This is a genomic window from Pseudomonas sp. WPR_5_2 (genome assembly GCF_003634475.1).
Classification (GTDB): domain Bacteria; phylum Pseudomonadota; class Gammaproteobacteria; order Pseudomonadales; family Pseudomonadaceae; genus Aquipseudomonas; species Aquipseudomonas izuensis.
Map to the genome: position 1 here is coordinate 123458 of NZ_RBLA01000006.1, position 23369 is coordinate 146826.

At 61.3% G+C, this 23369-nt stretch carries 19 protein-coding genes; 4 read left to right on the plus strand and 15 right to left on the minus strand.

Going from position 1 to position 23369, the window contains the following annotated elements:
• Nucleotides 1–141 precede the first annotated feature (141 nt).
• The 6 genes from BJ917_RS21645 to BJ917_RS21670 form a co-directional block, all read right to left on the minus strand.
• Nucleotides 142–366, minus strand: a complete 225-nt coding sequence (locus BJ917_RS21645; protein WP_096509161.1) for a hypothetical protein — start codon at nt 364–366, stop codon at nt 142–144.
• A 234-nt stretch (nt 367–600) separates the two neighbouring features.
• Nucleotides 601–1965 (minus strand): heavy metal sensor histidine kinase, encoded by a 1365-nt coding sequence (locus BJ917_RS21650; RefSeq protein ID WP_096509162.1) that lies wholly within the window; start codon nt 1963–1965, stop codon nt 601–603.
• Nucleotides 1955–2632 carry a heavy metal response regulator transcription factor gene (locus BJ917_RS21655; RefSeq protein ID WP_033056445.1) on the minus strand — a complete coding sequence of 226 codons (678 nt, stop codon included), beginning with the start codon at nt 2630–2632 and terminating at the stop codon, nt 1955–1957. Before BJ917_RS21655 ends, BJ917_RS21650 begins: the two co-directional genes overlap by 11 nt.
• A gap of 9 nt (nt 2633–2641) precedes the next feature.
• On the minus strand, nt 2642–5746 hold the full coding sequence (locus tag BJ917_RS21660) for a multidrug efflux RND transporter permease subunit (protein ID WP_096509163.1): 3105 nt from the start codon (nt 5744–5746) through the stop codon (nt 2642–2644).
• Nucleotides 5743–6903 (minus strand): efflux RND transporter periplasmic adaptor subunit, encoded by a 1161-nt coding sequence (locus BJ917_RS21665; protein ID WP_121104467.1) that lies wholly within the window; start codon nt 6901–6903, stop codon nt 5743–5745. Before BJ917_RS21665 ends, BJ917_RS21660 begins: the two co-directional genes overlap by 4 nt.
• A 247-nt stretch (nt 6904–7150) precedes the next feature.
• Nucleotides 7151–8119 (minus strand): LysR family transcriptional regulator, encoded by a 969-nt coding sequence (locus BJ917_RS21670; RefSeq protein WP_096509165.1) that lies wholly within the window; start codon nt 8117–8119, stop codon nt 7151–7153.
• Between the two features lie 275 nt (nt 8120–8394).
• Here BJ917_RS21670 and BJ917_RS21675 point away from each other — a divergent pair, with 275 nt between their 5' ends.
• The 4 genes from BJ917_RS21675 to BJ917_RS21695 all read left to right on the plus strand — a co-directional run bounded on the left by BJ917_RS21675 (nt 8395) and on the right by BJ917_RS21695 (nt 13293).
• The gene (locus BJ917_RS21675; RefSeq protein WP_121104469.1) at nt 8395–9894 is read left to right on the plus strand and encodes an efflux transporter outer membrane subunit; all 1500 of its coding nucleotides are present in this window, start codon (nt 8395–8397) and stop codon (nt 9892–9894) included.
• A gap of 139 nt (nt 9895–10033) precedes the next feature.
• Nucleotides 10034–12229, plus strand: a complete 2196-nt coding sequence (locus BJ917_RS21685; protein WP_121104471.1) for an FUSC family protein — start codon at nt 10034–10036, stop codon at nt 12227–12229.
• Entirely contained in the window at nt 12219–12419 is a 201-nt protein-coding gene (locus BJ917_RS21690) for a DUF1656 domain-containing protein (protein WP_047532914.1), read from the plus strand. The genes BJ917_RS21685 and BJ917_RS21690 overlap by 11 nt, the downstream gene beginning before the upstream one ends.
• A gap of 10 nt (nt 12420–12429) precedes the next feature.
• On the plus strand, nt 12430–13293 hold the full coding sequence (locus tag BJ917_RS21695; RefSeq protein WP_121104473.1) for an HlyD family secretion protein: 864 nt from the start codon (nt 12430–12432) through the stop codon (nt 13291–13293).
• 122 nt (nt 13294–13415) lie between these two features.
• Here BJ917_RS21695 and BJ917_RS21700 read toward each other — a convergent pair whose 3' ends face one another.
• The 9 genes from BJ917_RS21700 to BJ917_RS21745 form a co-directional block, all read right to left on the minus strand.
• Entirely contained in the window at nt 13416–13811 is a 396-nt protein-coding gene (locus BJ917_RS21700; protein ID WP_096509169.1) for a DUF4440 domain-containing protein, read from the minus strand.
• A gap of 118 nt (nt 13812–13929) precedes the next feature.
• Complete coding sequence (locus BJ917_RS21705; RefSeq protein ID WP_096509170.1) at nt 13930–14754, minus strand: SDR family oxidoreductase; 825 nt, start codon at nt 14752–14754, stop codon at nt 13930–13932.
• A 47-nt stretch (nt 14755–14801) separates the two neighbouring features.
• A complete protein-coding gene (locus BJ917_RS21710; RefSeq protein ID WP_121104475.1) occupies nt 14802–15266 on the minus strand; it encodes a multidrug transporter in 465 nt (154 codons plus the stop codon).
• A gap of 276 nt (nt 15267–15542) precedes the next feature.
• Nucleotides 15543–16994 carry a mannose-1-phosphate guanylyltransferase/mannose-6-phosphate isomerase gene (locus BJ917_RS21715; RefSeq protein ID WP_096509172.1) on the minus strand — a complete coding sequence of 484 codons (1452 nt, stop codon included), beginning with the start codon at nt 16992–16994 and terminating at the stop codon, nt 15543–15545.
• Between the two features lie 155 nt (nt 16995–17149).
• A complete protein-coding gene (locus BJ917_RS21720; protein WP_096509173.1) occupies nt 17150–17806 on the minus strand; it encodes an alginate O-acetyltransferase AlgF in 657 nt (218 codons plus the stop codon).
• Nucleotides 17807–17823: 17 nt separating this feature from the next.
• Nucleotides 17824–18999 carry an alginate O-acetyltransferase gene (locus BJ917_RS21725; RefSeq protein WP_096509174.1) on the minus strand — a complete coding sequence of 392 codons (1176 nt, stop codon included), beginning with the start codon at nt 18997–18999 and terminating at the stop codon, nt 17824–17826.
• Between the two features lie 11 nt (nt 19000–19010).
• Nucleotides 19011–20576, minus strand: a complete 1566-nt coding sequence (locus BJ917_RS21730) for an MBOAT family protein (RefSeq protein ID WP_121104477.1) — start codon at nt 20574–20576, stop codon at nt 19011–19013.
• A gap of 222 nt (nt 20577–20798) precedes the next feature.
• Complete coding sequence (locus BJ917_RS21740) at nt 20799–21914, minus strand: mannuronate-specific alginate lyase (RefSeq protein WP_096509176.1); 1116 nt, start codon at nt 21912–21914, stop codon at nt 20799–20801.
• Between the two features lie 8 nt (nt 21915–21922).
• Entirely contained in the window at nt 21923–23368 is a 1446-nt protein-coding gene (locus tag BJ917_RS21745) for an alginate O-acetyltransferase (RefSeq protein WP_096509177.1), read from the minus strand.
• Nucleotide 23369: the final 1 nt, after the last annotated feature.

The window sequence follows — 23369 nt, forward strand, 5'->3', positions numbered from 1 at the left end:
TGTTTATGGCAGGTGTGCCGAAGCCGGCGGGTTTAAATCCACAACGAAAAAAAGCCGCTGATGGCAGCGGCTTGGAAGACAACTTTTCAAAGGGAAGAGCCGATGAAAAGTGTCGAGGGAAACTGGAGCGAGGCGCAGATATCAGCTGTCTTTCTCGGCCTGTGGTTGGGCCTGAGTGCTCGATGCTTGCGGGGCCTGGGTGGCTTGCTGAGCTTTGGCTGTCATCTCGATCTGGTGCTGTTCGTACGCGGCGACGCGTGCTGCATTTTGTGCAGCGAAGGTCTGCGACTCTTCAGCCATGGCGAATGGGGTTACGAACAAAGAGGACAAAACGAAAGCGCTGGCAATACCCATACTGTTGGACATCTTTAAAACCTTCTTGCTTGGCAAGTGCTGTTTGATGGCGGCAAAGATAGGGATATCCGGCGATGGGAAAAAGAGCGGATTCATGAAAGGACTGTTACACAAAAAGCAACAGTAGTTGGTTCGTAAACTGAAACCATTGTGGGAGCGAGCCTGCTCGCGAAGCAGGCGACTCGGTACAGCTCAGGAACCGAGGTGATGCTTTCGCGAGCAGGCTCGCTCCCACAAGGGGTGGGGTCAGACGGGCAGGTGAATGCCGAAGGTGTTCATGCCGTGATCGCTGCGCACAAACACATCCCCGCCATGCATCAGCGCAATCGCCTTGACGATTGCCAGGCCCAACCCATGGTTGTTGCCGCTGTTGCTGCGCGAGGCGTCGACGCGATAGAAGCGTTCGAACAGGCGCGGCAGGTGTTCGCTGGCAATCGGCGAGCCGGGGTTGGCAACGCCGATACTGACCTGATGCTCCTGGGCTTCGATGTGCACCTCAATCACCTGTCCGGGGCCGGTGTGCTGCACCGCATTACTCAACAGGTTGATCAGCGCCCTTCGCAGGTGCGCGATCTCGATCCGCACCTGGGCATCGCCGCTGACCTGTACCTTCACCTGGGCATCTTCGAGGATGAAATCCAGGTATTCCAGGGTCGTCGCCACCTCATCGGCCAGCGAAGTGGCAATCAGTTGGGTGGCCTTGCTGCCCTGATCCGCACTGGCGAGGAACAGCATGTCGTTGATGATCGAGCGCAGTCGCTCAAGCTCTTCAAGGTTCGATTGCAAGACCTCGAAATAATGCTCCGCCGAGCGTCCACGGGTCAGCGCAACCTGGGTCTGGCCGATCAGGTTGGTCAACGGCGAGCGCAGCTCATGGGCGACGTCGGCGTTGAACGATTCCAGGCGCGAGTAAGCCTGCTCGACCCGCTCCAGCGTGGAGTTGAATGAATTGACGAACTGGTTCAGCTCCGGTGGCAGTGATGACATTCGCAAACGCCCTGAGCGCAAGGGCGGGGCGAGGCGTTGGGCCTCCTGAGACAACTTGATCAGCGGCTTGAGCCCGATTCGCGCCACCCAGTAACCCAGTGCCGAGGCCAGCAGCACGCCGACAATCGCCAGGCCGATCAGGGCGATCAGCAGTTGGTGTTGAGTCTGGTAGAACGTTTCGGTGTCGATGCCGATCATGAAGCGCAGCGGTGGGCGCTGATCCTTGGCCGGGAACTGACTGACCAGCACTTTCAGCGGGTAGGGCTGATCCGGCAATTTCATGTCACGCATGCCCAGCGGCCCTTGGGCAAACGCGCGGATCTGCGGTGTCAGGTTGCCGTATTCGTAGAGTGGATCGCCACTGATGATCCAGAAGCTGATGCGCTTGTCTTCTTCACCGAGCAGCTTGAGCTTGTTGTTGATCTTCACCCAATGCTCGGGCGTACCGTAACGGCCGACCGTGGATTCGAGCACGCTGTAGCGCGCGTCCAGTTCGGCTTCGGGCAGCAGGCCCAAACCTTTGTCGACCTGCTGATACAGCGCCCAGCCGATCAGCAGGAATACCAGCAGCGCCACCAAGGTGAACATTCCACTGAGGCGCAGGGCAATCGAGTTACTGGACACCACGGCTCTCCAGCACATAACCCATGCCACGAATCGTGTGCAGCAGTTTCTCTTCGAACGGCCCGTCGAGCTTGGCCCGCAGGCGTTTGATCGCGACTTCGACCACGTTGGCGTCGCTGTCGAAATTGATGTCCCAGACCATTTCGGCGATCGCTGTTTTCGACAGGATTTCTCCCTGGCGGCGGGCCAGAACGCTGAGCAGCGAGAATTCCTTGGCGGTCAGGTCCAGGCGTGTGCCGGCGCGGGTGGCCTTGCGGCTGATCAGATCTATCCACAGGTCGGCGATGCTTACTTGCACCGGTTCATGGCCACCGCTGCGACGGGTCAGCGCTTGCAGGCGCGCCACCAGCTCGAGGAAGGAAAAGGGTTTGCCCAGGTAATCGTCGGCGCCGTCGCGCAGGCCTTTGATGCGGTCTTCGACCCGCTCGCGGGCGGTGAGCATGATCACCGGGGTTTGCTTGCGCGCGCGCAGGGCGCGCAGCACACCGAAGCCGTCGAGGCCCGGCAGCATCACGTCGAGGACGATCACCGCGTAATCGCTTTCCAGCGCCAGGTGCAGGCCTTCCACACCGTCGCGGGCCAGGTCCACGGTGTAACCCTGTTCCGTCAGGCCGCGGTGCAGGTAGTCCGCGGTTTTTTCCTCGTCTTCGATAATCAGAACGCGCATGACCCCGCCTCAGTCTGTGGTCGCCAGCGTCGTTGCGGACGCTGTTTTTTTAGGCCGATGGAATAGCCGCTCCAGCCACAAGTATATGACCGGCGTGGTGAACAGCGTCAGTGCCTGACTTACCAGCAGGCCGCCAACCACCGCGATCCCCAGGGGTTGGCGCAACTCGGCGCCGGTGCCGTAGCCGAGCATCAGCGGCAGGGCGCCGAGCAGGGCGGCGAGGGTGGTCATGATGATCGGCCGGAACCGCGTCAGGCAGGCCTGGAAGATCGCTTCTTCCGGCGGCAAGCCGCCTTTTCGCTGCGCTTCGAGGGCGAAGTCGATCATCAGGATGCCGTTTTTCTTGACGATACCGATCAACAGCACCAGCCCGATCAGGGCCATGATTGAAAAGTCCTGGCCGCAGATCCACAGCATGATCACCGCCCCCAGGCCCGCCGAAGGCAAGGTCGAGATGATCGTCAACGGATGCACGAAGCTCTCGTAGAGCACGCCAAGGATGATGTACACCGCCACCAGCGCCGCCAGAATCAGCCATGGCTGGCTGGCCAGCGAACTCTGGAACGCCTGGGCCGCGCCCTGGAAGTTGCCGCTGATGGCCGCCGGCATGCCGATGTCGACTTTGGCCTGGTTAAGCATGATCACCGCATCGCCCAATGCCACGCCGGGCGCGAGGTTGAACGACAGGTTGGCGGCCGGGAACATGCCGTCATGGGCGATGGACAGCGGGCCGACCGTTGGCGCATCGAACCGGGCCAGGGCCGACAACGGCACCATCTCACCGCTCAGCGGTGAGCGCAGGTAGAAGTAGTTGAGGCTTTCCGCCTTGCCGCGTTGTTTGGTGTCCAGTTCCAGAATCACGTTGTACTGGTTGATCTGGGTCTGGAACTCGTTGATCTGCCGCTGGCCAAAGGCGTCATACAGCGCCTCGTCGACATCGCTGGCAGTCAGGCCGAAACGGGAGGCGGCGCTGCGGTCGATGCTGATGTGGGTGATGCTGCCGCCCAGTTGCAGGTCGTTGGAAATGTCGCGGAATGCCGGGTTGCTGCGCAGTTTTTCCGTCAGGCGCTGGGTCCAGGTGCTGAGGGTCGGGCCGTCGTTGCTCTTGAGCACATACTGATACTGGGCGCGACTCGGGCCGGAACTGAGGTTGATGTCCTGGCCGGCCCGCAGGTACAGGACGATGCCAGGCACTTTCATCAGTTGCGGGCGAATCCGGTCGATGAACTGGCTGGCCGAGACATCGCGGTCACTGCGTTTTTTCAGGGTGATCCAGAACCGGCCGTTGGCAATGGTCTGGTTGCTGCCCGAGACCCCGACCGAGTGCGAGAACGTTTCGACCGCAGGGTCGGCGGCGACGATTTCGGCCATGGCGAGGTGCTTTTTCACCATATCGCCGTAGGAAATATCGGCGGCAGCTTCGGTAGTGCCGAGGACAAAACCGGTGTCCTGAATCGGGAAGAAGCCCTTGGGAATCAGCACGTACCCGGTCACGGCCAGGCCCAGGGACAGGCAGAACACGCCGAGCATCAGGCGTTGATGAGCGAGGGCGCGGTGCAGGCCTTTTTCGTACCAGGCCAGCAGGCGCTCGCCGAAGCCCGGTTTATCGTGGGCGTGATGCACCGGTGCACGCATGAACAGCGCTGCCAGGGTTGGCGCCAGCGTCAACGACACCACCACCGAAATCATGATGGTCGAAGTGGCGGTCAGGGCGAACTCCTTGAACAAGCGTCCGACCACGCCGCCCATGAACAGCAGCGGAATGAACGCCGCTACCAGTGAGAAACTGATCGACACCACGGTGAAGCCGATTTCCCCCGCACCCTTGATCGCGGCCTCGCGCATACCGTCGCCGGCTTCCAGGTGGCGGTGAATGTTCTCTACGACCACGATCGCATCGTCGACCACAAACCCAACGGCCACCACGATCGCCACCAGCGTCAGGTTATTCAGGCTGAAACCCATGACGTACATCAGGGCGAAACTGGCAATCAGCGATACGCCCAGTACCGCCGACACAATCAGGGTCGCCGACAACTGACGCAGGAACAGGGCCATCACCGCCACCACCAACATGATTGCGATCAGCAGAGTGATTTCCACTTCATGCAGCGAAGCACGGATGGTCTGGGTGCGGTCGATCAGCGTCTTGACTTGCACCGACGCGGGGAGCATCGCTTCCAGCCCCGGCAGGGCCGCCTGAATGCGGTCCACGGTCTCGACAATGTTCGCCCCCGGCTGGCGGAAGATCACCAGGTTGACCCCCGGTTGCGTGCCCGCCCAGGCCTGGACGTAGGCGTCTTCCGAACCGTTGACAACCTTGGCGACGTCCTTGAGATGAACCGGTGCACCGTCCTTGTAGGAAACGATCAATTGGCTGTAATCATCGGGGCGGAACAACTGGTCGTTGGTGGACAGGGTCGAGATGCTCGACTCCCCGTACAGCGCACCTTTGGCCAGGTTGAGGCTGGTCTGCTGGATCGCCAGACGGATGTCCGCCAGCGTCAGGCCGATGGCCGCGAGTTTGTCTGCCGACACCTGGACACGGATCGCCGGACGCTGCTGACCGGTGATGGCGACCTGGCCTACGCCGTCGATCTGACTGATCTGACGGGACAACAGGGTTTCCGTCAGGTCGCTGAGTTCGGGACCCGGCATCAGGGAGGAATTGACGCTGAGGATCAAGACCGGACTGTCGGCCGGGTTGACCTTGCGCCAGGTCGGCAGGTTCGGCATGTCCTTGGGCAGCTTGCCGGCGGCGGTATTGATCGCGGCCTGCACTTCCTGGGCGGCGGTGTCGATGCTTTTGTCGAGGGTGAATTGCAGGGTCAGGTTGGTCGAACCCAGGGCACTGCTTGACGTCATCTGGGTCACGCCGGGAATGGCGCTGAACTGCACTTCAAGCGGCGTGGCCACCGAAGAGGCCATGGTTTCCGGGCTGGCGCCGGGCAGTTGTGCCGCCACCTGGATGGTCGGGAACTCGGCTTCGGGCAAGGGCGCCACCGGCAGGCGCGGAAAAGCGATAGCGCCCAGCAGCACCAGCGCAAACGTCAGCAGAACCGTGGCGACCGGGTGGTCGATGCACCAGGCGGATATCGAACCGTGGCCTTTCATGGCGCGGCCTCCGATTGCACCACTTGCGCCGGGTCGGTCAGCACTTGCACGGTGGCTCCGGGCTTGAGCCGCGACTGGCCGTCGCTGACCAGCACATCACCCGGTTCGACGCCCTTGATGATGTTCTGGCTGCTGCCCTGAAAAACCATCTGCACCGGTACGGTTTCGACCTTGTCACCCTTGACCCGATACACGAAAGGCTGGTCCAGGCCACGCTGTACGACGGTGGGCGGTACCACCAGCGCGTCTTTGTCCAAGGCTGTCTGAATTTTTACCGTCACCAGCAGCCCCGGCCAGAGTTTCTGCCCGGCGTTGTCGAATTCGGCCTTGGCACGGATGGTCCCGGTGTTGGCGTTGATCTGGTTGTCGATCAGGGTCAGGTGGCCTTCACCCAACAGGTTACCGGTCTCACCGTCGGTGTCGGCACCGATGTAGGCCTTGACCCTGGCATGTTGCGGATCATTGATCAGGCCTTGCAGGGTCGGCAACATTTGTTGCGGCAGGGAGAATTCCACGGCAATCGGGTCGATCTGGGTGACGGTGAACAGGCCTTGGGCATCGGTCATGCGCAGGAAATTGCCTTCGTCCACCGTGCGGATACCGACGCGGCCACTGACCGGAGAACGAATCTGTGTGTAGGAAAGTTGTACCTGGGCCGAATCAATCGAGGCCTGATTACCCTGGGCGGTGGCCTTGAGCTGGTTGACCAGCGCCTGTTGCTGGTCGTAGGTCTGTTTGGATACGCCGTCGTCGACGCTCAGCAGTTTGTAACGCTTGAGGTTGACCTGCGCCACTTGCAGTTGCGCCTGGCTTTCGCCCAGTTGCGCCCGGGCCTGGTCGAGGCTGGCGCGGATCGAACGGTCGTCGATGGTGGCCAGCAGGTCGCCCTTGCTCACCAACTGGCCTTCCTTGACCAGGATTTTGGTGAGAATGCCGTCGATTTGCGGGCGCACCACGACGCTGTGCAACGACAACACCGAGCCGATGCCGCTGACGTAGCGGGGGACGTCTTTTTCGGCGACGCTGACCACCCGCACGGGGATGGCGCCGGGTGCCGCGAGCTTTGCCTTGGCGGGCTTGGTGGCATACCACAGGCCCAGCGCTGCCAGGAAAATCAGAAGGGCGACAAGCAGGACGGGTTTTTGCTGGATTCGCATGCGAGTGAGGCGCCAGGGCAGGGTGATCGACAGGTTGGTATTTTCCTTTATAAACCTGTTTGGCGGTCAGGAGAGTGACTGCTAACTGACGGCGCTGTCAGTTTCGTACGCTCTTTGACTTGGCGGCCTCTGGGCCGGCACCTGTGGGAGCAAAGCTTGCTCGCGATGACGGCGGCCCAGCCAATATTGATTGCGCCTGATACACCGTTATCGCGAGCAAGCTTTGCTCCCACAGAGGCTCAGACGATCAGTTTGCGACCCGCGCCCCCGCCAGGCTTCCGCTCAACTCATACGCCGCCAATTCCGCCTGATGGGCCGCCAGCAACTCTGGCAACGATCCGCGCAGATACTCCACCCAGGTCTTGATCTTCGCGTCCAGGTACTGACGCGACGGGTAGATGGCGTACAGGTTCAGCTCTTGCGAGCGGTATTTGGGCATGACCCGTACCAGTGTTCCATTGCGCAGACCGTCGATCGCGGCATACAGCGGCAGGACGCCGACCCCCATGCCGCTGGTGATCGCGCTTTTCATGGCGTCGGCGGAGTTCACCAGGAACGGTGAGCTGTTGATGATGACCATTTCCTGGCCATCGGGGCCGTCGAAGGCCCATTTTTCCAGGGGGATGACCGGGCTGACCAGGCGCAGGCAGGCGTGGTTGAGCAGGTCACTGGGTTTTTGCGCGCAGCCATTGGCTTTGACGTAGGCCGGGGAGGCGCAAACGATGCTGTAGGTGATGCCCAGCCGCTGGGAGACGAAGCCCGAGTCCGGGAGTTCGCGGGCGAGCACGATGGACACGTCGTAGCCCTCGTCCAGCAGGTCCGGCACGCGGTTGGCCATGGTCAGGTCGAAGGTCACGTCCGGGTGGGTCTTGCGGTAGCGGGCGATGGCATCGATCACGAAATGCTGGCCGATGCCGGTCATGGTGTGCACTTTCAGTTGCCCGGCGGGGCGCGCGTGGGCGTCGCTGGCTTCGGCCTCGGCTTCTTCGACGTAGGCCAGGATTTGCTCGCAGCGCAGCAAATATCGCTTGCCGGCTTCGGTCAGGGCGATGCGCCGGGTTGTTCGGTTGAGCAGACGGGTTTGCAGGTGGGCTTCCAGGTTGGAGACCGCGCGCGAGACGTTGGCGGTGGTGGTGTCCAGTTGCACGGCGGCGGCGGTGAAGCTGCCGGCTTCGGCCACGTAACTGAAGGCGCGCATGTTTTGCAATGTGTCCATGGGGTGCTCTCGGGTTCGATGGCAAATTGTGACACGAAGTTTCAGAGTCTGAGACCCCAGACTTAAGGATTATCTCGTTAACGGTAACAAAGATTCACAGGAATCCCAGCTTATCGCTTTCAAAGCCCACCCCTAGAATTGCGCCGATCCCTGTAGGAGCAAAGCTTGCTCGCGATGGGTTCACCCAGGTCCGTCAGATCCACCACGGCGATGCCATCGCGAGCAAGCTTTGCTCCCACAGGCTCCAGCCTCATTTTCCTCAGGAATTTTCAGCAGTGCCGCGTCGCATCAGCAGAGCGCTTTCGCCGCTCAGTATTCTGGCTTTAACCCTGGCAATCAGCGGCTGCATCGGAACCGGAGGTATTGCCCCGCAGGGCAAGGCACTGGAGGCCAATTCACTGGCCACCGACGAAGCCATCCAGAGCGCCGCTCAGGATGCTCACTGGCCCACCGCGCAATGGTGGCAGGCCTATGGCGACCCGCAACTGAACCGCTGGATCGACCTTGCCGTGCAAGGCAGCCCGACCATGGCCATGGCCGCCGCGCGGGTGCGTCAGGCCAAATCCATGGCCGGTATTGCCGAAGCGGCCGAGTCGTTGCAGATCAATGGCGAGTCCACCCTCAAGCGTCACAACTGGCCCACCGATCAGTTCTACGGGCCAGGCGAGTTGGCCAACAGTACCACTTGGGACAACAACGCTGCGCTGGGCTTCAGTTACGCCCTCGATCTCTGGGGCCGCGAAAGCAACAACACCGAACGCGCCGTGGACATGGCCCACATGACCGTCGCCGAGGCGCGCCAGGCCCAGCTCGAGTTGCAGAACAACATCGTGCGCGTCTACATCGAACTCTCGTTGCATTACGCACAACGGGACATCGCCCTGGCGACCCTCAAGCAACAACAGCAGATTCTTGAACTGGCACAGAAGCGCCTGAACGGCGGCATCGGCACCCATTTCGAAGTCAGTCAGGCCGAGACCCCGCTGCCGGAAACCCATCGGCAGATCGATGCGCTGGACGAAGAAATCGCCCTGAGCCGCAATCAACTGGCCGCGTTGGCCGGTAAGGGCCCGGGAGAGGGCGCGCAATTGCAACGGCCGACGCTGTCGCTGGGCGCGGCGCTGAAACTGCCGTCGTCGTTGCCGGCGCAATTGCTCGGGCAACGTCCGGACGTGGTCGCCAGTCGCTGGCAAGTCGCAGCGCAGGCCCGGGGCATCGATGTGGCGCATGCCGGTTTCTACCCCAACGTCGACCTGGTCGGCAGCCTGGGCTACATGGCCACCGGCGGCGGGGCTTTGGAGTTTTTGACAGGCAAGAAACTCAACTACAGCGTGGGACCTGCGATTTCCTTGCCGATTTTCGACGGCGGTCGCTTGCGCGCAGAGCTGGGTGAGGCCTCGGCCGGTTATGACATCGCTGTGGCCAGGTACAACCAGACGCTGGTCAATGCGCTGAAAAACATTTCCGATCAACTGATCCGTCGCGAGTCCATGGACAAGCAGCAAACGTTCGCCGCCGAGTCGGTGGCCACCGCGCAGAAAACCTACGACATCGCCATGATCGCCTACCAGCGCGGGCTTACCGATTACCTCAACGTGCTCAATGCCCAGACCCTGCTGTTCAAGCAGCAGCAGGTCCAGCAACAGGTCCAGGCCGCGCGCCTGAGCGCCCACGCTGAGCTGGTGACGGCGCTCGGCGGTGGGCTCGGTGCGGGTAACGACGTGCCGAAAGACAGCCGGACCGCCGCGCCGAAAACCCCGGTCCTTCTGCGTTGAACACGATACCTGTGGGAGCGAGTCTGCTCGCGAAAAGGCCCAGTCAGTCAATGATGATGTCGCCTGACACACCGCTTTCGCGAGCAGGCTCGCTCCCACAGGTCCTGAGTCTGGCCTTAAATTCAATGAGCAGGATTCCATGACCCCCTTGCCCGCACCTTTGCGCTGGCTGTATTCCCTCGAATGGCGCCGGGGTTTGTTCGACTGGGCACGCAGCGATGGCGTGACCTGGGTCTATATTTTCAAGGTGCTGATCGCCGCCTTCCTCACGCTGTGGCTGGCCATGCGCCTGGAATTGCCGCAACCGCGCACGGCGATGATCACGGTGTTCATCGTCATGCAGCCGCAAAGCGGCCATGTGTTCGCCAAAAGCGTCTATCGGTTCCTCGGCACGTTGGCCGGCTCGTCTGTGATGGTCGCGTTGATCGCCCTGTTTGCGCAGAACACCGAACTGTTTCTCGGCTCGCTGGCGATCTGGGTCGGGATCTGCACGGCCGGTGCCACCCGCTGCCGCAACTTCCGCGCCTACGGCTTCGTGCTCGCAGGGTACACCGCGGCAATGGTCGGCCTGCCTGCTCTGGCCCATCCAGATGGCGCGTTTATGGCGGCGGTCTGGCGGGTGCTGGAAATCTCCCTGGGGATTCTCTGCTCGACCCTGATCAGCGCCGCGATCCTGCCGCAATCGGCCAGTGCCGCCATGCGCAACGCCTTGTACCAGCGCTTCGGGGTGTTCGCCCTGTTCGTCACCGACGGCTTGCGCGGGCGCAGCCGACGCGAGGCATTCGAAGCCAGCAACGTGCGCTTCATCGCCGAGGCGGTGGGCCTGGAAGGCTTGCGCAGTGTCACCGTATTCGAAGACCCGCACATGCGTCGGCGCAACGGCCGGCTCAGCCGCCTGAACAGCGAGTTCATGGGCATCACCACCCGCTTCAACGCCTTGCATCAATTGCTCGAGCGCTTGCGCAGCAACGGTGCCGATCACGTCGAGGCGGCGATCAAGCCGGGCTTGCAGGACCTGGCCGAGTTGCTCGACGGCTACAGCGGTCGCGCCCTGACCAGCGCCGATGCAGCGCGACTGGTCACGGCCCTGACGGCCTACAAGGCAGGTTTGCCGGCACGGGTGCGCAGCCTGCGGGCGAGCTTCCAGGAGAGCGAGCCGGGCGACGCCGAACAACTGGATTTCCACACCGCCTACGAATTGCTCTATCGCTTTGTCGATGACTTGCACAGTTATGCACAGACTCACGCGTCCCTGGCGGATCACAGCCATGAGCGAGAGCGTTGGGACGAACCCTTCACGCCGCAAACCAACTGGATGGCCGCCGCGGCGTCCGGGATTCGCGCGTCGTTCATTCTCATCGTATTGGGCAGCTATTGGGTGGCCACGGCATGGCCGAGCGGGGCGACCATGACCCTGATTGCCGCCGCCACCGTGGGCCTGTCCGCCGCGACGCCGAATCCCAAGCGCATGTCGTTCCAGATGGCCTGCGGCACGTTCCTGGGGGCGCTGATCGGTTTCGTCGAGATGTTTTTCATCTTTCCGTGGATCGATGGCTTTCCCTTGCTGTGCGTGATGCTCGCGCCGGTGATCGTGCTCGGCTCGTTCCTGGCTTCGCGGCCGCAATACGCCGGGGTCGGGTTGGGCTTGTTGATCTTCTTCAGCACCGGTTCGGTGCCGGACAACCTGACGATCTATAACCCCTACACCTTCATCAACGACTACATCGCCATGGTGCTCGGCATGCTGGTGTGCGCGGCGGCGGGGGCAATCATTCTGCCGCCCAACAGTCGCTGGTTATGGCGACGGCTGGAGCAGGACCTGCGCGGCCAGGTGGTGTACGCCATCAGCGGCAAACTCAAGGGTCTGGCGTCGAGTTTCGAAAGCCGTACCCGCGACCTGGTGCATCAGGCCTACGGGTTCGCGGCAGGGCAGCCGCAGGTGCAGCGCAATCTGTTGCGCTGGATGTTCGTGGTGCTGGAGGTCGGTCACGCAATCATCGAGTTACGTAAAGAGCAGGCGATCCTCCCGGTGCACCCGGCCTATGCCGAATCCCAGCCGTGGCGCCAGTCGATCCGCGTGATGGGGCGCTCGCTGGTGCGGCTGTTTCTGCAACCGGGCCAGAGCAATCTGGAACGTGCATTGATCGCGGTCGACCACGCCATCAGCCGGGTCCAGGCCACTGACGAACCCTTCGCCCCGCACTTCGACACCTCGGCGTTGCGCCGGGTGAAAAGCTACCTGCACTTCATCCGCACTTCGCTGCTGGACCCGCAATCGCCACTGTCCAGCTACACCCACGCCGCCAAGCCCCAAGGACTTGATCATGCCCCGTGAAATCGCCTTCCACGGCGTGTACATGCCCACCATGACCCTGATGTTTTTGATCGCCGCGGCGCTGGCCTGGGCGCTTGACCGGTTTCTCTCCGGGTTCGACCTGTACCGCTTCTTCTGGCACCCGGCGCTGCTGCGCCTGAGTCTGTTTACCTGTCTGTTCGGCGCGTTGGCGCTGACTGTCTACCGTTGAGAATGCCTTGATGAAAAAGCTCTTCAGCCTGCTCGCCACCCTGCTGGTATTGGCCCTGGCGATATGGATCGGCCGCACCCTCTGGGTGCATTACATGGAGACGCCGTGGACCCGTGACGGCCGGGTGCGTGCCGACATCATCAACGTCGCCGCCGACGTCACCGGCGAAGTGGTGAGCGTGCCGGTGCGTGACAACCAGCTTGTCAAAAAAGGTGATCTGCTGATGCAGATCGACCCCGAGCACTACCGACTCGCGGTCAAGCAGGCGCAATCGCTGGTGGCTTCGCGCAAGGCCACGTGGGAGATGCGCAAGGTCAACGCCCATCGCCGCGCCGACCTGGACAACCTGGTGATCTCCAAGGAAAACCGTGACGACGCCAGCAACATCGCCGACTCGGCCCTGGCCGATTATCAGCAGGCCCAGGCGCAACTCGAAGCCGCCGAACTCAACCTCAAGCGCACCGAAGTCCGGGCGGCGGTGGACGGTTACGTGACCAACCTCAACGTCCATCGCGGCGACTATGCGCGCATCGGCGAAGCGAAAATGGCCGTGGTCGACATGAACTCTTTCTGGGTCTACGGCTTCTTCGAAGAAACCAAACTGCCCCACGTGCGCGTGGGTGATAAGGCGGATATGCAACTGATGAGCGGTGAAGTGCTCAAGGGGCATGTGGAAAGCATTTCGCGCGGGATCTACGACCGCGACAACCCGGAAAGTCGCGAGCTGATTGCCGACGTGAACCCGACCTTCAACTGGGTGCGCCTGGCGCAGCGGGTGCCGGTGCGCATTCATATCGATGAAGTGCCGGAGGGGGTGCTGTTGGCGGCGGGGATTACTTGTACGGTGGTGGTCAAGCAGGGCGATGGTGCATAACCGATAGACCGAGTCGCATTCTTCGCGAGCAGGCTCGCTCCCACAATTGGAATGCATTCCCCTGTGGGAGCGAGCCTGCTCGCGAATGCCGCGCCTCGGTCTGCCAGACATACAGTGACCGTTCACGCGCTGCAAAAAGTCTCGTGCAAATGCCGCCAGAGAATTCTGCCATCCACCTTCTCGAACACCACGGTCGAGCGGCGATCGGAGTGCAGCCCGGTGGCATCGGTTTGTTGTTCGCGATAACTGACCGTCGCGCCGCCGTTGTGCAGCGCAAGGCCATGCAACTCGCTGAGCTTGATGCGAAACCCTAGCTTCTTGCCGCCCGCCAGCATGAACAACTGGTTCAGCGCGTCAAAATCCAGCACCCGGCCCAAGGGCGAGACCATGGAGAACTGCGGCGAAAATCGGGTCAGCAGGCGTTCGAGTTCGCGCGGGTCTTGCTCCTCGGCCAGCCATTTTTCGATGGCGACGTGGGCCTGGATCACTTCGTCAAAGTATTCGGTGAAGTCGGACATGTTGTTTCCTGAGATTCATTGGTGTCTGTTCTGGCCCCTTCGCGAGCAGGCTCGCTCCCACAGGGGAACGCATTTCCATTGTGGGAGCGAGCCTGCTCGCGAAGGCCGCGACTCGGTCCTAGAGCTGCCCGCGCAATCCGAACCGCTTCATCAACGCGGACTCCAATAAGCCTTTTGGCAATAGTCCCGCCATCAACGGCAACGCCCGACTGCCATTCCCCAGCCGCACCAGCCTCGGCGGCTTGTTCTGCTGTACGGCCTTGAGCAACCCGGCGGCGAACTCACTGGCCGGGGTCGGGTTGTCCTGGGAGGCCTTGGCCCGTGCGCGTATGCCATCGCGCAGCGGAAACCATGGCGATTGTTCGCTGATCAGTTGTTCGGCCTCGTGGCCGGCGTTTTTGGCGAAACTGGAGGCAATGGCACCGGGTTGAACTTCCATGACCCTGACACCGAAGGGCGCCAGTTCCATGCGCAAGGCATCGCTCAAGGCATGCACGGCGGCTTTGGACGCGCAGTAGGCACCCGCGAACGGCGTGACCAGCACCCCTGAAACGCTGCCAATGTTCACCACGATCCCTTTGGCCCGGCGCAACACCGGAAACATTGCGCGGGTCACGCCAACGATGGCGAAGACATTGGTTTCGAACTGGCGCTGCATCGCCTGCACACCGCCATCGAGCAAAGGCCCCATGGCGCCGAAACCGGCGTTATTGATCAGTACGTCGAGGCCGCCATGCTGTCGGTTGATCCGTTCGCTCAACTGTTCCAGTGCCTGGCCGTCATTGACGTCCAGTTGTACGGCGGTGAATCCGCCAGCGCTCAGCATGGCCACGTCTTCAGCCCTGCGTGCACTGGCCCAGACTTCGTATCCGGCGTGTTTGAACGCATCGGCGAGCGCGCGGCCTATGCCGCTGGAACATCCGGTAATCAACGCAACGGGCATGGCGCGTTCCTTGTGCAATCAGTGGGGGAAAGCTCGTGGGAGAAAGCTCAGTCAGAAAAGCTACCCTGTAAACGCTCTGCGCGAAACTCCAGGGTTTCCGGACGGTAGCCGGGGCGCAGTGGCGGTAGCGGCAAACAGTCTTCCCAGTTGCCGCCGGCCTGCAATTCACCGGGGCCACGGTAGCGAGGCGCGGAGTATTGATTGTCGGCGAGGTTGACCGTATCGCCTGGTGCGTAAGCGGCCACCCGCCAGCGCAACTCGGTCATCGGCACGTCGTTGCCGTTGTTCAGGGTCAATTTCAGCGGTCGGTCGGCGGGGCAGTGTTGCGGCGCGTAGTTGATGCGCAACTCCAGGCGCTGCAGTTGCTTGAGTTCGCGGTGGTCCATCCAGATGACCCAGGTGGCGACGATGCCCAGGCCGACGGCGGCAGCTAGGGAAACGGGCAGGGCCTTGGCTGGGTAGCGCAACAACAGGATCACCCAGGTGATGACCAGCAGGACACCGATGAACATGACGCGCAAACCTCGGGGATGGAGAGGGCCATCGTACCTAAGGGCAGGGGAGGTTGGCGATGGGCGTGATTTTTGTGCTGGATTTAATGGCCCCTTCGCGAGCAGGCTCGCTCCCACATTGGTTTTGTGAACGCCACAGATCACCTGTGGGAGCGAGCCTGCTCGCGAAAGGGCCAGCCCGGGCAACAAAAAATTCAGATCAAAAAAAGCCCCTGTCCAACCCGCTGCGGATAGGGAACGCAGCAGGCCGGTCAGGGGCTCAAGGTCTACAGAGGCTTACTGCGCGATGGTCTTCACCGACACGCCGCGCTCGATCGGCGTGGTGCGCCCGTAGATATCCTCAAATCGCTCGATATCGTCTTCACCCAGGTAGCTGCCCGATTGCACTTCGATGATCTCCAGCGGGATCTTGCCCGGGTTGCGCAGACGGTGAACCGAGGCAATCGGGATGTAGGTCGACTGGTTTTCGGTCAACAGGAACACGTTCTCGTCGCAGGTCACTTCAGCAGTGCCGCTGACGACGATCCAGTGCTCGGCGCGGTGGTGGTGCATCTGTAGCGACAGGCACGCGCCCGGCTTGACCGAGATGTGCTTGACCTGGAAGCGCCCGCCCATGTCCACCGAGTCGTAGGAGCCCCACGGACGATAGACTTCGCAGTGGTTCTGGGTTTCGCTGCGGCCCTGTTCGTTGAGGGTGTTGACCATCTGCTTCACGCCCTGGACCTTGTCCTTGTGCGCAATCATCATGGCGTCCTTGGTTTCGACGACGACGATGTTTTCCAGGCCGATCACCGACACCAGTTTGCCGTTGCCGTGGATCATGCAATTGCGGCTGTCCTGGACTACTACATCGCCCTTGGTGACGTTGCCGTTGGCGTCTTTTTCATTCACTTCCCACAGCGACGACCAGCAGCCGACATCGCTCCAGCCGGCGGTCAGCGGTACCACGCAAGCGCGCCGGGTTTTTTCCATTACCGAGTAGTCGATGGAGTTGTCCGGGCAGCAGGCGAAAGTCGCTTCGTCGATGCTGACGGTGTCAGCGTCTTGCTGGCTGCGTTCCAGGGTCAGCAGGCAGGTGTCGTAGATGTCCGGGTCGTGCTTTTTCAGTTCTTCGAGGAAGCGGCTGGCGCGGAACAGGAACATGCCGCTGTTCCAGAAGTAGCCGCCGGACTGGACGAACTCGGTGGCGCGTTTCACGTCGGGTTTTTCGACGAAGTGCGAGACACGGCTGACGCCTTCGGGCAGCAGTGAATCGTTGGTCGACTTGATGTAGCCATAACCGGTTTCCGGTTTGGTGGCCGGTACGCCGAACAGCACCATTTCGCCGTTTTCGGCGGCGACGGTGGCCAGGGCCAGGGCGCGTTGCAGGGCTTTCTGGTCTTCCAGTACGTGGTCGGCCGGCAGTACCAGCATCAGTTCGTCACGACCTTCATTGACCAGCATCATCGCGGTCAGGGCCACGGCCGGCGCAGTGTTGCGACCGAACGGTTCCATCAGGATGCGCTGGGTTTCCAGTTTGCGGGCGGCCAGTTGCTCGTTGACGATGAAACGGTGGTCTTTGTTGCAGACCACGATCGGCGTGTCCATGCCTTCGAACACCAGGCGCTCCAGGGTTTGCTGGAACAGGGTGTGTTCGCCGGTCAGGGCCAGGAACTGTTTAGGGAACTGCTTACGGGAAAGCGGCCAAAGACGTGAGCCGCTACCACCGGAGAGGATGACTGGAATCATGGTGTTACTCCTTGAAAATCGTTTGGTTAGAGCCCCTGTGGGAGCGAGCCTGCTCGCGAAAGCGGTGTATCAGTCGACATTGATGTTGAATGTCAGACCGTATTCGCGAGCAGGCTCGCTCCCACCAAGGAGACTGCGTCAATTGGGGAATAGGGTTAGCGTGTCGACACCGGGCGTTTCACCCAGACCGGCGACAGGCTGCTGCCACTGCCGGTGACGTACAGCACGGCGGCTTCACCGCGTTCCAGGGCGACCGGTTTCACGTCGCCGACTTTGGTTGCACCGTCGTACAGCGCCAGGCTGACTTTCACCGGGTTGATTTCACGTTCGCCACGGCCCTTGGCCGCCACGTTCGGCACCACGTCCGTCTTGCCATCGGCGGTTTTCAGGGTCAGTGCCTTGTCGCTGAGGTTCTGCACACGGACCAGGGATTTCTGTTTGTTCTTGAACGGCGGCTCTTCGATCAGTTGCGGCGCGCCGCTGGCGTTGTTGACCAGGGTGTAATAGTGGTCACCGGCCAGTTTCACCGGCAGCGTCTGACTGCCGACCTTGGCGCTGTAGTCACCGCCTGGCATGAAACTGAAGTCACTGCTCGACAGCGGCGCGACGTCGCTCAGGTTGGTGCTGCCGACGGTGGCGCTGACTTCGGAATTGCCGGCGTTGTAGATGCGCACGAAGGTCGAGCCTTTCGGGGCGGTCGGACCGTAGAGCGCGGCGTCGCCACCGGCGAAAGCGTTCATGGACAGGACGCTGAAGGTCGCGGCCAGTGCAAAGGTCTTGGCGAGACGACGAGGAGTAGTCGTGAAAGTCATGGTAGTACCTCTCTCTTTCAGTTTTGCGCCCGGTCGGGCGTCTCGGATTTAGCGTTAATGGCTACGTTTTGTTGGCGCGCGCCGGCTTGTTTAAGCTCTGCGACCCACTGCGGGTCGGCGTCGCCGATTTCGTTGTTCACAGGCAGATATCGTTCAGGAAACTCCCAGATCAGCACCTGCGGCGGGCTGTTCTTGAAAGCATCGCTTTTGAGGTAGCTGAGCATCGGCAGGATCGGGCCATGGCCGTCTTCGGCGTAATTGACCACGTCGCTGCGCAGGGCTTGTTTCAGTGCGCCCACAAAGTTCCAGTTGGGGTTGGCGCTGTAGCTGGTACCGATCAGCGCGACGGGCACTTCGGTATTGGCGAACAGGGCGTCGTCACCGGCAGGCTGATCGCCGGCGGCCACGGTGTTGCGCTTTTGCAAAGGCTCTTGGGCCGGCATCAGGTTTTCGAACAACGGGTCCAGTGGCAGGAACAGACGCAGGTCGCCTTTGTGGGTGATCTTTTCCGCAGGTGTAGTGACGAAGGTTTGCGGTTCACCACTCAGTGGATATTTCTCGGCAATGGTCTTGGCCAGGCGGTTGGCGGCGATCTCGGCGCCTTCCGGGGTCCAGTGGGTGTCGGTGCGCAGGAACACCTGCTTGCCGTCGTTTTTCGCGGCTTGCAACGGGCCCAGCAGGTCCGGCGCGGGAATCCGGTCGGCGGCCAGGCGCTGGTGGAAGTCCTTGTAGAGGTTGGCGTGGATGCTGGCTGGTTTCACCTCACCGAGGTGTTCCGGGTACAGGCGCACCTTGGCCGGCACCACCGCCATCACCAGTTGCACGCCTTTGTCCTTCAGGGTCTGGCGCACGCCTTCGACCAGCGCATAGTTGCCTTGCAGGTTCAGCTCTTCGTTGACCACCGGGTGGAATTCTTCATCGCTGTACAGCCACTGGTCGCGACCGAGCACCACGCCCGGACGACCTTCGTTGAACAGTTTGAAATCCAGTGCTGCCCAGAGGTTGGTGCCCAGGCGCTTGATCGGGAACTCGTCGTCGTAGTGCGTTTCCACGGCTTTGGTCCAGCGACCGTTGAGCACCGTTGCATCGGCGTTGGTGCTGAAGCCCAGGAAGCTGCGAACCGACCACAGGCCCAGGGCCAGCAGGGTCACCAGAAACAGGGCGATGTAGAAGATGCGTAATGAGCGGGTCATGGCCGGATCCCTCAGAACTGGAAGTAAAGGAACGGCGAGAAGCTTTGCGCCGAGAGTTTGAGAATCGAGGCGATGAACAGCAGCAGCACCAGCGCGCGCATCACGTAGCGCGACCAGTCAGCGGTCCAGTAGGCCGGTTGCACCTGGGCTTCGACGCCGACGGTGTAGCCAGGCTGATGGATGTTCGCCGGGTTATCCCCAGGCACGGCTTTGATCGTGCCGGCCGTCGCGGCGGCCGGGCCGACGGCGTCGACATTCACTTCAGGCTTGGACTTGACTGGCGGCTGGTTGGTATAGAAATCGCGCAGGCCGAAGAACGCCAAAGTCACGTAAGCCACGATCAAGGTCGCCACTTGCAGGCCGGTGAGGCTGGCCTGGTTGAGTTCCGACAGCGACCAGTCGCCGAAGCTGAACATCGCGCCGTACATGCGCCCGGCGACGTGCAGGTTCTCGGCACGGAAAATCACCCAGCCCATCACCACCAGCAGGAAGGTCAGTACCCAGCGGATCGGGTTGAAACTGCGCGGTGTGGTGTTCAGGCCGATGGCTTTTTCAATCGCCAGCCACATGCCGTGCCACGCACCCCAGACGATGTAGGTGATGTTCGCGCCGTGCCACAGACCACCGAGCAGCATGGTCAGGAACAGGTTGCGATAGGTCATCAACGTGCCTTTGCGGTTACCGCCCAGGGTGATGTACAGGTAGTCACGCAACCAGGTCGACAGGCTGATGTGCCAGCGCCGCCAGAACTCGGTGATCGACTGGCTGACATACGGCTGCTTGAAGTTTTCCATGAAGCGGAAACCCATCATCAAGCCCAGGCCGATGGCCATGTCGCTGTAGCCGGAGAAGTCGAAATACAGCTGCGCGGTGTACGCCAGGGCACCGAGCCAGGCATCGCCCGTGGTCGGGTTTTGCAGGGCGAAGCAATGGTCGGCCACCACCGCGAGGGTGTCGGCGATGAAGACTTTCTTGATGAAACCCTGCATGAACCGCGTGCAGCCCTCGGAGAATTTGTCGAGGGTGTGGGTGCGGTTGTTGAACTGATCGGCCAGGTCGCGGAAACGCAACACGGGGCCGGCGATCAGGTGCGGGAAGATCGCCACGAACGCCGCGAAGTCGATCAGGTTGCGGGTTGCCGGGGTATCACCACGATAGACGTCGATGATGTAGCTGATGGACTCGAAGATGTAGAACGAGATCCCGATCGGCAACAGCACGTGGGTCAGGATGAACGGCGAAAGACCCACCGAGGTCATCATGGCGTTGATGCTCTCGACGCCGAAGTTGGCGTACTTGAAGTAGCCGAGGATGCACAGGTCGACAGCCACGCCGAGCAGCAGCCAGCGCTGCGCCGGTTTGGTCTTGACCCCGGCCGCGCCGACTTTCAGGCCGATCCAGTAGTTCCACAACGTGACGGCGGCGAATAGCGCCAGGAAGTCCACACGCCACCAGGCGTAGAACACGTAGCTGGCGATCAGCAGCAGCAAATTGCGATAGCGTTGCCCGCTCAGGTAGTACAAGCCGAGAAAGATCGGCAAGAACAAAAACAGGAATACGTTGGACGAAAAAACCATCCCGATCTCTCCTTGTTTAACCAACATTCAAGGGCCAACGGCCCCCCCAAACCCCCCATGAAAAATCGGGGGCAATAACTCAAATCTCACAACTGACAATTAACCCTGTGGGAGCGGGCTTGCCCGCGATTGCAATCTGACATTCAACATTGATGTCGACTGAACTACCGCTATCGCGGGCAAGCCCGCTCCCACAGGATCTTCATTCCACAGGGAAATCTACTAACTCCCCTTATTGCCCTTTTCATTGGCCGGGTCGTAGACCCTGGTCAGGTCACCCCCGAGCCGGAAGGACTTGAACGGCTGCATGGAATGTTTCTTCTGCAGCACATCCGGCGCGCAGGTGTAGAGCGTGCAGAACGGTTCGAGCCAGGCGAATTTCGAGTCGATCTTCAGGTCGGTCATGTCCTGTTCCTTGCCGTTCTTCTGCTCGAACTGATCCGGGTCTTTCACCCCGGCGAGCACGCGATCACCCAGGCGTTTCAGGGCGCCGTTGTTTTCCTGGCGCAAGTCCACACCGTTGACCTGGGCGAAACTGGCGATCATCGCCAGCGGCGGCAGGGCGTAGTTGTGGTAGGCGAGGGCGCGTTGCTGGCGCTTGAGTTCGTTGGGCAAAAAGCCCTGGGCGTCGACCTGATTGGCGCCGACCTTGTATTCCTTCACCGCCCAGTCGAACAGGTCGCGGCGGTTGGTGGCGACGGACGTTGCCATCACCGACCAGGCAGCCCAGTACGAGTGGTTGTTGGTTTGTTCCAGTGGCAGGTTGTCCCAGTCGCTGACCACCTGATCGGCCATTTTGCTGAACCAGGCTTCGATCAACTGCGACTCCTGCTGGTGGTTGGCCAGCGGATGGGAGTCGGAGAACTTCAGGCGAATGTACGACGACGCCATGCTGCCCAATGCCCATTTGCGCATGGATTTGCCGGTGTGGTTGAAGTCCCTGGACATCAGTGCGTCCGCCCGAGCCCAGGTCGTCAACCAGTTGAGCGTGCATTCCAGTTGCTCCGGACGCCCATCGCGCATGAACTGCATCACCCGCTTGCTGGTGCCGCGCTCGATTTTGGTGATGTCGGCGGTGCTGTCACGGAAGGCTTTTTCCGATTGCACGTTCAGGGTTGCACGGGCCTTGTCCGAGCCTTCGTACTTGCTGCGAAATTGCAGTGAACCGGTGTACGGCGTCGGCATCGCATCGCAGCCTTCGCTCTTGTCGCCGGTTTTGACTTTTTCGATGGGCGCGAAGTAACCCTGAGGCGGGCGCAGTGGCGCGGCGGCCTGGGTCGCGCCGGCGAACATCGCCAGGCTCAACAGCGTCAATGTCGCAAGTGTCGGAGTTCGCATGGCAGTCCTCATTGCCCGACCGAAGCAGTACGCTGCTCGCCCGGGAATACGTTGCGTTTGCAGATTTTCGCTTCGACCTTCTGTGGCGCGGCACCCGCTTCAGGGCCCTGGACTTCGACGGCCAGCAGGTTCTGCGAGGCCCAGTCTTCGTCCGTGCGCAACTCGAAGGCGAAACGCCCGTCAGTCTCGGAGGTTTCCGGTTTGTCGATCTTGATGTCCTCGTGGCGCCCGTTCATGTACCAGAGGGTGGCTTGCAGGGTTTTCACCGATGTGTCGGCGAAGCGGATGTCGACCTGGTGACTGCTGTTTTGCAGGTTCAGGTTTTTGCTGTTGACCATCAGTTCGTTTTTGCCCGGCTTCAACGTTGTGCTGCCGGACATCTGTGCTTCCTTGCCTTCGCAACCGTTGTCCAACAGCGCCATCATCTGGCGGTAGATGGTTTCCTGGTCGAGGCGATAGAGCGGCGAGAATTCCCAGATGAGAATCTTCGGCGGATGCTTCTGGAACTCGTCGCTGCCAAGGTACTGCAGCATCGAACCTTCCAGGCCGCCACCGGGGAACGCCACGTTGAGAATGTCGGCGCCGATGGCCTCTTCGAGGAAACCGGCGAAGTTGTAGTTCTTGCCACTGTGGCTGGTGCCGACCAGGGTGATCTCCGGGTTGCCGGAATCGCCGAACAGATCGCCATCACCCGCTTCGCCTTTCGGTTCGGTGGTGAATTGATCCATGTACTGGATCGCGTAGCTGGTGCCACAGAGTTGACCGGCCATGTTGTGCAATGTTCCGGTCTTGCCCATGCGACCCGACTTATGGGTCTCGAATTCACGCTTGGGAATGTCGGCGAAGGCCGGGATCTGCTTGACCTTTTCGGCGACGATTTTCGCTGTGCGCTGGGCACCATACGGGGTCCAGTGCTGGTCGCCGCGGAAGTAGAAGTCATGGGCGGGCAGGGTGTCGGGCAGCGATTCGTTGGTCAGCGGCGACAGGTCCGGCACCACGTAACCCATGGCCGCGAAACGGCCAAGCATGGTCTTGTAGTTCTTCAGTGCCTTGTCGAAATCGAAGCTGGCTTTCTCGGCCGGGTTGAGCTTGTTGCGGTTCACCAGGCCACGGGTCGGCTGGTACACGACGACCAACTCCACGCCTTTGCTCTTGAATGCATCGTGCAGCTGTTTCATGCGTTTGTAGCCGGCGGGCGTGGTGTCGAATTCGGTGCGCAAGTCTTCTTGCGTACGGAACAGCCAGTCGCCCTGGGCCTGCACCAGCGTGGTGAAGTTCTGCTGATAACGGGTGGTGTAATTCTTCGCGTCGTGGGCGGCAGGGCACAGGCTGCAGCAGGGCTCGGCAGAGAACTTCGGCGCTTGTGCTTCGTCGGCTCTGGCGCCAGTGCTGGCGGCGAGAATGCCGGCGGTCAGGGCCGACAGGCTGAGTAATTTGATCAAGTGTGGGTGCATA

Bases quoted from the DNA above. Each gene is read 5' to 3' on its own strand.
- BJ917_RS21645 (WP_096509161.1), bottom strand. From the start codon at position 366: ATGTCCAACAGTATGGGTATTGCCAGCGCTTTCGTTTTGTCCTCTTTG.
- BJ917_RS21655 (WP_033056445.1), bottom strand. From the start codon at position 2,632: ATGCGCGTTCTGATTATCGAAGACGAGGAAAAAACCGCGGACTACCTG.
- BJ917_RS21660 (WP_096509163.1), bottom strand. From the start codon at position 5,746: ATGAAAGGCCACGGTTCGATATCCGCCTGGTGCATCGACCACCCGGTC.
- BJ917_RS21665 (WP_121104467.1), bottom strand. From the start codon at position 6,903: ATGCGAATCCAGCAAAAACCCGTCCTGCTTGTCGCCCTTCTGATTTTC.
- BJ917_RS21670 (WP_096509165.1), bottom strand. From the start codon at position 8,119: ATGGACACATTGCAAAACATGCGCGCCTTCAGTTACGTGGCCGAAGCC.
- BJ917_RS21685 (WP_121104471.1), top strand. From the start codon at position 10,034: ATGACCCCCTTGCCCGCACCTTTGCGCTGGCTGTATTCCCTCGAATGG.
- BJ917_RS21690 (WP_047532914.1), top strand. From the start codon at position 12,219: ATGCCCCGTGAAATCGCCTTCCACGGCGTGTACATGCCCACCATGACC.
- BJ917_RS21695 (WP_121104473.1), top strand. From the start codon at position 12,430: ATGAAAAAGCTCTTCAGCCTGCTCGCCACCCTGCTGGTATTGGCCCTG.
- BJ917_RS21700 (WP_096509169.1), bottom strand. From the start codon at position 13,811: ATGTCCGACTTCACCGAATACTTTGACGAAGTGATCCAGGCCCACGTC.
- BJ917_RS21705 (WP_096509170.1), bottom strand. From the start codon at position 14,754: ATGCCCGTTGCGTTGATTACCGGATGTTCCAGCGGCATAGGCCGCGCG.
- BJ917_RS21710 (WP_121104475.1), bottom strand. From the start codon at position 15,266: ATGTTCATCGGTGTCCTGCTGGTCATCACCTGGGTGATCCTGTTGTTG.
- BJ917_RS21715 (WP_096509172.1), bottom strand. From the start codon at position 16,994: ATGATTCCAGTCATCCTCTCCGGTGGTAGCGGCTCACGTCTTTGGCCG.
- BJ917_RS21720 (WP_096509173.1), bottom strand. From the start codon at position 17,806: ATGACTTTCACGACTACTCCTCGTCGTCTCGCCAAGACCTTTGCACTG.
- BJ917_RS21725 (WP_096509174.1), bottom strand. From the start codon at position 18,999: ATGACCCGCTCATTACGCATCTTCTACATCGCCCTGTTTCTGGTGACC.
- BJ917_RS21730 (WP_121104477.1), bottom strand. From the start codon at position 20,576: ATGGTTTTTTCGTCCAACGTATTCCTGTTTTTGTTCTTGCCGATCTTT.
- BJ917_RS21740 (WP_096509176.1), bottom strand. From the start codon at position 21,914: ATGCGAACTCCGACACTTGCGACATTGACGCTGTTGAGCCTGGCGATG.
- BJ917_RS21745 (WP_096509177.1), bottom strand. From the start codon at position 23,368: ATGCACCCACACTTGATCAAATTACTCAGCCTGTCGGCCCTGACCGCC.